The organism is Zestomonas carbonaria (genome assembly GCF_904061905.1).
Lineage (GTDB): Bacteria > Pseudomonadota > Gammaproteobacteria > Pseudomonadales > Pseudomonadaceae > Aquipseudomonas > Aquipseudomonas carbonaria.
Genome location: NZ_CAJFCI010000052.1, coordinates 67,078 through 75,254 on the forward strand (window position 1 = coordinate 67,078; position 8,177 = coordinate 75,254).

Here is an 8,177-nt window from a genome sequence, read left to right on the forward strand (position 1 = left end):
CCCATTATTAAAAGAACAGGATCCGCCCATGGCCGCATATGAAATCCTGATTGCCGACGACCATCCTCTGTTTCGCAGCGCCCTCCAGCAAGCCCTGACCCTTGGCCTTGGCCCCGACGTTCGCCTGGTCGAGGTCGCCAGCATCGCCGAACTCGAAGCCCGGCTGGGCGAGAAGGCCGACTGGGACCTTGTCCTGCTCGACCTGAACATGCCCGGCGCCTACGGTTTTTCCGGGCTGGTCCTGCTGCGCGGGCAGTACCCGCAGATCCCGGTGGTGATGATCTCCGCCCAGGAGGATGCTTCGGTGGTGGCGCGCTCCCGCGAATTCGGCGCCAGCGGTTTCATTCCCAAGTCGAGCTCCCTGGAAACCATCCAGGAAGCCGTGCGCCAGGTGCTCGACGGCGATGCCTGGTGGCCGCCGCAGACCCACGAGGTGGCCGGCGTCTCCGCCGAGGCCAAGGCCGCCAGCGCCGGCCTTGCCAGCCTGACTCCGCAGCAGTTCCGCGTGCTGACCATGGTCTGCGAAGGGCTGTTGAACAAGCAGATCGCCTATGAGCTGAACGTCTCCGAAGCGACCATCAAGGCCCACGTCACGGCGATCTTCCGCAAGCTGGGCGTGCGCACCCGCACCCAGGCCGCATTGCTGCTACAACATCTGGAATCCATCCCCGGCAACTGACGGCATCGGGATTTCATGCTTTTTTGACGTCGACAGGGTTAGCCTGCGGCGTTTTTTCGACACGGTAGTTGCACTTTATGTCGCCCTTCAAAGGACAGACCGGCCTCAAACGTATCCTCAACGCCGGTGGTTACTCGCTGGCTGGCCTGCGCGCGGCCTTCGCCGGCGAAGCGGCGTTCCGCCAACTGGTGCTGCTCAATGTGGTGCTGATCCCGCTGGCGTTCGTTTTCGACGTCAGCCGTGGCGAGCGTGCGCTGATGATCGCCGCCTGCCTGCTGGCGCTGATCGTCGAACTGCTCAACTCGGCGGTGGAGGCGGCCATCGACCGCATTTCCCTGGACCACCACCCGTTGTCGAAGAACGCCAAGGATATGGGCAGCGCCGCCCAGTTCGTCGCGCTGAGCCTGATCGCGGTGGTCTGGCTGGTCATCCTGCTGGGGTGATGACTGGCGGGCCCTTCGTTTTCTAGGGGGTGTTTTCTGGGGCCCCGCGTTCGCGGGGATGACGTGGCTCCAACCCGCATTTCCGTATGCAAGCGCTCCAAATGCCCCCGGCAACCCGTCATTCCCGCGAGCGCGGAAATCCAACATCCCAGCCAGGTCCCCGCACGGAAACGGCCGGCAAGCTATTTGTGATCGGGTGGGGCCGTGCCGGTTTCCTATCGGTGCGCGCGGCGCTCCCTACAAGAGCGTCCGGATTCAGGCAATCGGCGGCAGGCTGATCGCGTCGCTGCGCGTCACCCCGGCGGTCAGCTCCAGGCACAGGTCGAGGAACTCGCGCATCGCTGCGGTGCGGTACTTCTGCTTGTGCCAGATGAAATAGAACTGCCGGGTCAGGTCCAGCTCCGGGGTTTCCACCGCCACCAGGCTGCCGCGCCGGAAGGCGTCGCGCAGCGCCAGGCGCGAGATGCAGCCGATGCCCAGCCCGGACTCCACCGCGCGCTTGATCGCTTCGGTGTGTTCCAGCTCCAGGCGGATGTTCAGCGATCCTGGATGGTGACGCATGGCCTGGTCGAAGGTCAGCCGGGTGCCGGAGCCTTGCTCGCGGAGAATCCAGGCCTCGCGGGTCAGTTCCTCGAGCGTCGCCTCGCCGCGCCGGGCCAGCGGATGCTGGGGCGCGCAGAACACCACCAGTTCGTCCTCGACCCAGGGTTGCACCTCGATCTCCGGATGCTGGCAATCGCCTTCGATTAGACCTAGATCAAGTTCGTAGTGGGCGATCTGGTGGACGATATTGGCTGTGTTCTGTACGTGCAGGCGCACCCGGCACTCCGGATGACGCTGCATGAAGCTGCCGATCAGCAGGGTTGCGAGGTAATTGCCAACGGTGAGGGTGGCGCCGACGTCCAGCGAGCCGAAGCCGCTCTTGCCGATCAACAAACGCTCGATCTCCTTGGCCTGGTCGAGCAGCGCCACTGCCTGTGGCAGCAACTGGCGACCCAGGGAGTTGAGGCTCAGGCGCTTGCCGGCGCGATCGAACAACAGGCAGTCGGATTGCCGCTCCAGCTCGGTCAGCGAGGTGCTGGTGGCCGATTGCGACAGCGACAGCGATTGCGCCGCGCGCGAGACGTTGCCCTGTTGGGCGACGGCGACGAAGACCTGAAGTTGACGGAGGGTGAATCGCATATCTATATAACCGATAACCTATATCTTGATAATCCACTTAACAGATATTGTCGCTGCTACTAGAATTCCGCGCCATTGCCCTTAGTGGGCGCAGGCCTTTATTTTCCGAGGAAGCCAGCATGAGCAACCTGAACGTCGAGCGCGTGCTCAGCGTCCACCATTGGAACGACACCCTTTTCAGCTTCAAGTGCACCCGCGATCCGGGCCTGCGCTTCGAAAACGGCCAGTTCGTGATGATCGGCCTGCAACAGCCCAATGGCCGCCCGCTGATGCGCGCCTACTCCATCGCCAGCCCGAACTGGGAAGAGCACCTGGAGTTCTTCAGCATCAAGGTGCCGGACGGTCCGCTGACTTCCCAGTTGCAGCACCTGAAGGAAGGCGACGAGATCATCATCAGCAAGAAGCCCACCGGCACGCTGGTTCTGGATGACCTCAACCCCGGCAAGCACCTCTACCTGCTCAGCACCGGTACCGGCCTGGCGCCGTTCATGAGCGTGATCCAGGACCCGGAAACCTACGAGCGTTTCGAGAAGGTCATCCTGGTCCATGGCGTGCGCTACGTGAACGAAGTGGCCTACCGCGAGTTCATCACCGAGCACCTGCCCCAGAACGAGTTCTTTGGCGAGGCGCTGAAGAACAAGCTGATCTACTACCCGACCGTGACCCGCGAGCCGTTCGAGAACCAGGGTCGCCTGACCGACCTGATGCGCAGCGGCAAGCTGTTCGAGGACATCGGCCTGCCGCCGATCAACCCGCAGGACGACCGCGCGATGATCTGCGGCAGCCCGAGCATGCTGGACGAAACCAGCGCAGTGCTCGACAGCTTCGGCCTGAAGATCTCCCCGCGCATGCGTGAGCCGGGCGACTACCTGATCGAGCGTGCCTTCGTCGAGAAGTAAGGCATCCGCCGTTGCCCGCTGAGAAAACCCGCCACATCGGCGGGTTTTTTCATGGGAGCCTTAGAACCGTCCTGCCTGACGATATTCCTCGTTCGTCGAAAGGGGGGCGCGGCCGTGGATTAGGCTGAATACAGCGCAGCCGGACCGGTGGCGGAAGGTCGCACCCGGCCGCGAGGAACTGCGTTTCCATGCTGGCGAGAGGTGTCCACCATGAGCGTCTCGGCACGGGTTGAACTGAAGAGCTTCGACAAACCGGACGAGGTCCGCGAGTTTCCCAAGGGGCGGCTGGAGCTGGTAACCATCGGAGGCGCCATGATCGGCCGCGCGGTCTTCGAGCCGGGCTGGCACTGGGCGACCTCGGTGCAGCCGCTGGCCGGCACCCGCAGTTGCGAGGCGCCGCACTTCCAGTATCACGTCTCCGGAGTGCTCAGGATCCTGATGGACGATGGCCAGGAGCTGGAATGCCATCCCGGCGAGGTCTCCCTGCTGCCTTCAGGCCACGATGCCTGGGTGGTCGGCGATGAGCCGGCGGTGGTGGTGGATTTCCAGGGAATGGTCGATTACGCCCGCGCACACTGATCGCCACGCACCACTTCCAGTACCCGGATACGCCCCGGTGTGGGGTAGTGCCAGCGCACCTCCACGTCCCACAGGCGAACGCCGTAGAGGCGCTCGGGGGACGGCTGCTGATAGGCGGGGCGCGGGTCCTGGGCGAGGCATTGCTCGATCAGCGCCACCAGCGGCTCGCCCAGCCGTTCGCCATGGTGGCGCGCGGCGGCCAGCGCTTCTTCGCTCCAGTCCAGCGGAATCGATTCCGGCGCCTGCTCGGCAATGCCGTTGTACGCCCCGGCGACGCTGTCGGCGTAGGGCACGTAGGGCTTGATATCCAGTACCGGCGTGCCGTCCAGCAGGTCGATGCCGGACAGCCACAACCGCCCCGGTTCGATCTTCTCCAGCTTCACCACCGACTGGCCGATGCCATTGGGCCGGTGCGTGGAGCGGGTGGCGAACACGCCGAGCTGGCGGTTGCCGCCCAGACGTGGCGGGCGCACCTTGAGGCGCGGCTTGTCCTCCAGCGCCTGGTGGAACAGGAACAGCAGCCAGACATGGCTGACCTGCTCCAGGCCCACGACAGCCTCCGGGCGGTCGAACGGCGCCACCAGCTCCAGCACGCCACGCGCCGCCGGGGCCAGTTGTGGCTGGCGGGGAATGGCGAACTTCTCCTTGAAGCAGGAGCGGACGAAACCGATGGGGGAGACGGAGTAGGGCATGGCGGAGGACCGGCAGGAAAACGCCGCCATGCTAACCGATTACAGGGCGAAACCGCCGTCGATGGGGATGATGTTGCCGGTCATGTAGGCGCCGGCGGTGCTCGCCAGGCTGATCGCCAGGGCTGCCATCTCTTCTTCGCGGCCCCAGCGGCGCATCGGGATATGCGCGCAATCCTGGGCCATGGCGTCGGCATCCTGGGCGAGGTGGCGGGTCATCTTGCTCGGGAAGCGTCCGGGGGCGATCACGTTGACGTTGATGTGTTCGCCCACCAGCTCCCGGGCCAGCATCCGCGACAACTGGTGCAGCGCCGCCTTGCTCGGCCCGTAGGCGTAGGCCTGTTCGCCGAACGAGGAGATGCCCGCCACCGAGCCGATATTGATGACCCGCGCCGGGTTCTCCGCGCTGCCGGCCTTGCGCAGCAACGGCAGCAGTTGCTGGATGCAACTGAACACCGACGTGACGTTGAGCTGCATGCATTTCTCCCAGCCCGATACCGGGTAGCTTTCCAACGGTGCACCCCAGGTGGTGCCGGCATTGTTGACCAGGATATCCAGTTGGCCGATTTCGCCCGCCAGTTGTGCGGCCAGGGCCTGGACACCGCCCTCGCTGGCCAGGTTGGCGGCGATCCCGCGGCATTCGCCGAAGGCGCTCAGCTCCCTGGCTGTCTCCACGCAGGCCGTGGCGTCCCGGGCACAGACGTAGACCGTCGCGCCGGCCTCGACGAGGCCCTTGGCGATCATCCTGCCGATACCTCGGGTACCGCCGGTGACCAGGGCGATACGTCCGTCAAGACTGAAGTAGGGATGCATGCCGACCTCGCTGGTGCTGACCATGGATGGCGGCCACTGTAGCCTCGCGACCCGGGCCGGCGGAGCACTATCCAGATGGAGAATGGCGACGTATCCGCAGGCCGGGGAGGCTGCGTCGGCGCGGGGCGGCTAGAAACGTTCGTTGGCGCCCAGGTAGCGCCACTGCCCGACCGGCAGCTTGCCCATCGGCACGCCGCCGATGCGGATGCGCTTCATCGACAGCACGCGCAGTCCGATCGCCTCGCACATGGCGACGATCTGCACCGGCTCCGGGTTCTTCAGCGGGAAGCGCAGGTGGGTTTCGTTCTGCCAACTGACCTTGGCCGGCGGCAGCTCCTTGCCCTTGAGCCGCAGGCCGCGCCGGAGGCGTTCCAGGCCGTTGGCGACGATCGTGCCCGCCACCTCGACCACGTATTCCTGCTCCAGCCGGGCGCCGTCCTCGGTCAGCTTGCGCCGGGTGCGCCAGTCCTGGGTGAACACCAGCAGCCCGCCGGCCTGACGCTGCAGGGGCAGGGCGCCGCTCAGGTGGCTGAGGTGCCCCTTGAGCGGGCGGATGCCGGAGCGGTCCTCGGCCCAGCGGTTGGTGGCGTCGATCAGGCTGATAGCGTTGTCCGCGAAGCCGACCGGCAGGTTGAGCAGCAGCGTCACCGGCTCCAGCGGCGTTGGCGCCGCGCCGGGAAGCAAGGCGATGTGCTGGTCCAGCACTTTGAACTGGGGCTCTTCCACCACCGCGCCGTCGACCGTCACCCAGCCACCCTGGATATACAGCTCCGCCTCGCGGCGCGAACAGCCGGTCAGTTCAACGATGCGTTTGGACAGGCGAGTGGGTTCGGACATGACGGTAACCGCAGAAGGAGGGCGGCCATTGTAATCGGGAAGAGGCTTGGGCGGAGGCATCCATCACCGATATTCCAGCACGAGCCTGAGCATGTCCTTGTGCTGGATGCCGTTTTCGTAAATGGGCTCCGGGTAGTTCTCCAGGAAGAAGTCCCTGTCGACACGGCTGACCCGGAAGCCTTCCCGTTGGTAGTAGGCCAGTTGATGGCCAAAGGTCCCGGTGCCTACTTCCAGACGCCGGGCGCCCAGCTCCCGGACGGTGGCGATGGCGTGCCTGAGCAGCGTGGTGCCGATGCCCTTGCCTTGCAGGTGCGGCGCCACCGCGATGTTCATCAACTCGTACTCGGCCGGTGCTGTTTCCAACACGACATAGACACCCGCTGGTGCCCCGTCGAGGGTCGCGACGAAGCATCGGGAGCGGGGCAGGTAGCCCTCGATCTTTTCCCGCGACGGATCGGCTTCCAGCAGCAGGTCCATGGGGGCTTCGGTGGGGGAGACTTCCATTATTCGCATGCGCCTGTACCCGGATCAGCCCTGTGCGTCGAATGCTTCGTGGTACTTGACGGTGCCTTGCGGCAAGGGCTGCCCTAACGATAGCGCCTGGAAGTATTCGGCTGGGACGCCAGGAAGAACGAGGCCCGGCTCGGGCTTGAAGCCGAAGCGGGAATAGTAGGCCGGGTCGCCGAGCACAACGCAGCCTGCGGCTTCGCGCTGTCGCAGAGCTTCGAGTGCTTCCTGCATGAGGCGAGAGCCAATGCCACGCCCCTGGTATTCGGGCGCGACGGAGATAGGGCCCAGGCCGAACCAGCCGGTTGCACCGTCGGATATGGAGACTGGGGATAGGGCCACATGACCCACAAGAGTTCCGTCGACCTCTGCGACCAGGGAAACCGAAAGCGCCCCGGCCTTCCGCAAGGCCTTGACGATGAACTGCTCTGTGTGGCTCGTGTGCGGAGCATGAAGAAATGCGGAAATCGTTGCAGCGCCGATGGCTGGCGCGTCGGCTGGGGCTTCCTGGCGGATGTTGATATTCATCGTGTAAGGCTCTGAGTGCTGATGCTTGTTTCGTTGAGCAGTAGCGCCTGTAGGTAGCGTATGAAAGATGGGTTTTTCACTGTTCGGTGAGGTGTGCTTTCTCTCTTGAGAAGCCTTTTATCACGAGGTAAAGAAGCGGCCCGGCAGAAACGAATATTGCTGTCATCGCGAAGAACGGGAGCAGATAGCCGATGGACTTCCCGCGGGCCTTGGCATCGTTGTACATCCAGATGCAGGCGAGTGCGGCGAGGATGTAGAGGTCGATCACTACCTGGGCCGTGTCGGGGCTGGACATGAGCTGGATGCCGAACTGGATCAGGGATTGTTCCGCGTTGAGCATGACGTGGATCGTGTAGGCGGAAAACGCGATCAAGGTCGCGAGCGGTAGTGCTGTTTCCTTCATTTTTCCTTCCTTGGTGTTGGTGCAGCCATATGGATTAGCTCTTCATGCCAGCGAATTGTCCAGTTCGAGGCGATCAGGAGCAGTGGGCCGGTGATCATGGGCTCTCCATGGGAGGAGGATATGAGATTTTTCGCCCGTGATCTTTCCTGTGCGGCTTGCGTGGGATCGGTTCAGTGTGGTGGCAACCGTCCTTCCCTGTGCAGGCGGCGTAGCACGCTGTGGCGATAGGCCCTGGAGAGCAGCGGACGGAGAATGGGCAGGGTGAGCAGCCAGGCCAGGGGGCGGAGCAGGGGCGTGCGTTGCATCAGCAGGATGTAGGCGTCCAGTTCGCGGTGGATGTGCCCCTGTTCGTCCTGTACGTGGAGCTCGGTCAACGCGGCGTGGGGATCGATGCCGGCGGCGCGCAGTTCCTCGTCGCGGTCGGTGATGTCGACCCATTCCACCGGTTCGCATCGGTCGGTGTTGAGCCGTTCGTAGCGGCGGCGGTCGGCGACGCAGCGTGGGCAGGCGCCGTCGTAGTAGACCTTGAGGGGCATGGCGGCTGGCGGGTGGTTGATGGGGGGAGTATAGGTGGGGAGGTCTGCGTATGGTGGGATAGTCCGCCCCTCCCCCAGCCCT

At 64.4% G+C, this 8,177-nt stretch carries 12 protein-coding genes; 4 read left to right on the forward strand and 8 right to left on the reverse strand.

The window, feature by feature from the left end; all coding sequences use genetic code 11:
* Positions 1–28: 28 nt before the first annotated feature.
* A complete protein-coding gene (erdR, locus tag PSEWESI4_RS13100) occupies positions 29–679 on the forward strand; it encodes a response regulator transcription factor ErdR (RefSeq protein ID WP_187671644.1) in 651 nt (216 codons plus the stop codon).
* Between the two features lie 77 nt (positions 680–756).
* Positions 757–1,122 (forward strand): diacylglycerol kinase, encoded by a 366-nt coding sequence (locus PSEWESI4_RS13105; protein ID WP_187671645.1) that lies wholly within the window; start codon positions 757–759, stop codon positions 1,120–1,122.
* Positions 1,123–1,377: 255 nt separating this feature from the next.
* Here PSEWESI4_RS13105 and PSEWESI4_RS13110 read toward each other — a convergent pair whose 3' ends face one another.
* On the reverse strand, positions 1,378–2,304 hold the full coding sequence (locus PSEWESI4_RS13110) for a LysR family transcriptional regulator (protein WP_187671646.1): 927 nt from the start codon (positions 2,302–2,304) through the stop codon (positions 1,378–1,380).
* Between the two features lie 119 nt (positions 2,305–2,423).
* On the opposite strand from PSEWESI4_RS13110, the gene fpr reads away from it, so the two are divergent.
* Both fpr and PSEWESI4_RS13120 read left to right on the forward strand, forming a co-directional pair.
* Positions 2,424–3,203, forward strand: coding sequence for a ferredoxin-NADP reductase (gene fpr, locus PSEWESI4_RS13115; protein ID WP_187671647.1), 780 nt, complete (start codon positions 2,424–2,426; stop codon positions 3,201–3,203).
* A gap of 210 nt (positions 3,204–3,413) precedes the next feature.
* Complete coding sequence (locus tag PSEWESI4_RS13120) at positions 3,414–3,782, forward strand: cupin domain-containing protein (protein WP_187671648.1); 369 nt, start codon at positions 3,414–3,416, stop codon at positions 3,780–3,782.
* Here PSEWESI4_RS13120 and tsaA read toward each other — a convergent pair.
* The 7 genes from tsaA to PSEWESI4_RS13155 all read right to left on the reverse strand — a co-directional run bounded on the left by tsaA (position 3,764) and on the right by PSEWESI4_RS13155 (position 8,095).
* Entirely contained in the window at positions 3,764–4,474 is a 711-nt protein-coding gene (gene tsaA / locus PSEWESI4_RS13125; RefSeq protein WP_187671649.1) for a tRNA (N6-threonylcarbamoyladenosine(37)-N6)-methyltransferase TrmO, read from the reverse strand. The two genes, PSEWESI4_RS13120 and tsaA, sit on opposite strands and share 19 nt — an antisense overlap.
* 39 nt (positions 4,475–4,513) lie before the next feature.
* On the reverse strand, positions 4,514–5,284 hold the full coding sequence (locus PSEWESI4_RS13130; protein WP_187671660.1) for an SDR family oxidoreductase: 771 nt from the start codon (positions 5,282–5,284) through the stop codon (positions 4,514–4,516).
* Between the two features lie 129 nt (positions 5,285–5,413).
* The gene (locus tag PSEWESI4_RS13135; protein ID WP_187671650.1) at positions 5,414–6,121 is read right to left on the reverse strand and encodes an rRNA pseudouridine synthase; all 708 of its coding nucleotides are present in this window, start codon (positions 6,119–6,121) and stop codon (positions 5,414–5,416) included.
* Positions 6,122–6,184: 63 nt separating this feature from the next.
* Entirely contained in the window at positions 6,185–6,598 is a 414-nt protein-coding gene (locus PSEWESI4_RS13140) for a GNAT family N-acetyltransferase (protein ID WP_210768849.1), read from the reverse strand.
* A gap of 51 nt (positions 6,599–6,649) precedes the next feature.
* The gene (locus tag PSEWESI4_RS13145; protein WP_187671652.1) at positions 6,650–7,156 is read right to left on the reverse strand and encodes a GNAT family N-acetyltransferase; all 507 of its coding nucleotides are present in this window, start codon (positions 7,154–7,156) and stop codon (positions 6,650–6,652) included.
* Positions 7,157–7,232: 76 nt separating this feature from the next.
* Positions 7,233–7,559: a DUF2834 domain-containing protein gene (locus tag PSEWESI4_RS13150; protein WP_187671653.1), complete on the reverse strand. Its 327-nt coding sequence runs from the start codon at positions 7,557–7,559 to the stop codon at positions 7,233–7,235.
* A gap of 170 nt (positions 7,560–7,729) precedes the next feature.
* Positions 7,730–8,095 carry a thiol-disulfide oxidoreductase DCC family protein gene (locus tag PSEWESI4_RS13155; RefSeq protein ID WP_187671654.1) on the reverse strand — a complete coding sequence of 122 codons (366 nt, stop codon included), beginning with the start codon at positions 8,093–8,095 and terminating at the stop codon, positions 7,730–7,732.
* Between the last annotated feature and the right edge of the window lie 82 nt (positions 8,096–8,177).

What these genes read in the sequence shown, in the direction of transcription:
- erdR (WP_187671644.1), top strand. Translation starts at nt 29, where the DNA reads ATGGCCGCATATGAAATCCTGATTGCCGACGACCATCCTCTGTTTCGC.
- PSEWESI4_RS13105 (WP_187671645.1), top strand. Translation starts at nt 757, where the DNA reads ATGTCGCCCTTCAAAGGACAGACCGGCCTCAAACGTATCCTCAACGCC.
- PSEWESI4_RS13110 (WP_187671646.1), bottom strand. Translation starts at nt 2,304, where the DNA reads ATGCGATTCACCCTCCGTCAACTTCAGGTCTTCGTCGCCGTCGCCCAA.
- fpr (WP_187671647.1), top strand. Translation starts at nt 2,424, where the DNA reads ATGAGCAACCTGAACGTCGAGCGCGTGCTCAGCGTCCACCATTGGAAC.
- PSEWESI4_RS13120 (WP_187671648.1), top strand. Translation starts at nt 3,414, where the DNA reads ATGAGCGTCTCGGCACGGGTTGAACTGAAGAGCTTCGACAAACCGGAC.
- tsaA (WP_187671649.1), bottom strand. Translation starts at nt 4,474, where the DNA reads ATGCCCTACTCCGTCTCCCCCATCGGTTTCGTCCGCTCCTGCTTCAAG.
- PSEWESI4_RS13130 (WP_187671660.1), bottom strand. Translation starts at nt 5,284, where the DNA reads ATGCATCCCTACTTCAGTCTTGACGGACGTATCGCCCTGGTCACCGGC.
- PSEWESI4_RS13135 (WP_187671650.1), bottom strand. Translation starts at nt 6,121, where the DNA reads ATGTCCGAACCCACTCGCCTGTCCAAACGCATCGTTGAACTGACCGGC.
- PSEWESI4_RS13140 (WP_210768849.1), bottom strand. Translation starts at nt 6,598, where the DNA reads ATGGACCTGCTGCTGGAAGCCGATCCGTCGCGGGAAAAGATCGAGGGC.
- PSEWESI4_RS13145 (WP_187671652.1), bottom strand. Translation starts at nt 7,156, where the DNA reads ATGAATATCAACATCCGCCAGGAAGCCCCAGCCGACGCGCCAGCCATC.
- PSEWESI4_RS13150 (WP_187671653.1), bottom strand. Translation starts at nt 7,559, where the DNA reads ATGAAGGAAACAGCACTACCGCTCGCGACCTTGATCGCGTTTTCCGCC.
- PSEWESI4_RS13155 (WP_187671654.1), bottom strand. Translation starts at nt 8,095, where the DNA reads ATGCCCCTCAAGGTCTACTACGACGGCGCCTGCCCACGCTGCGTCGCC.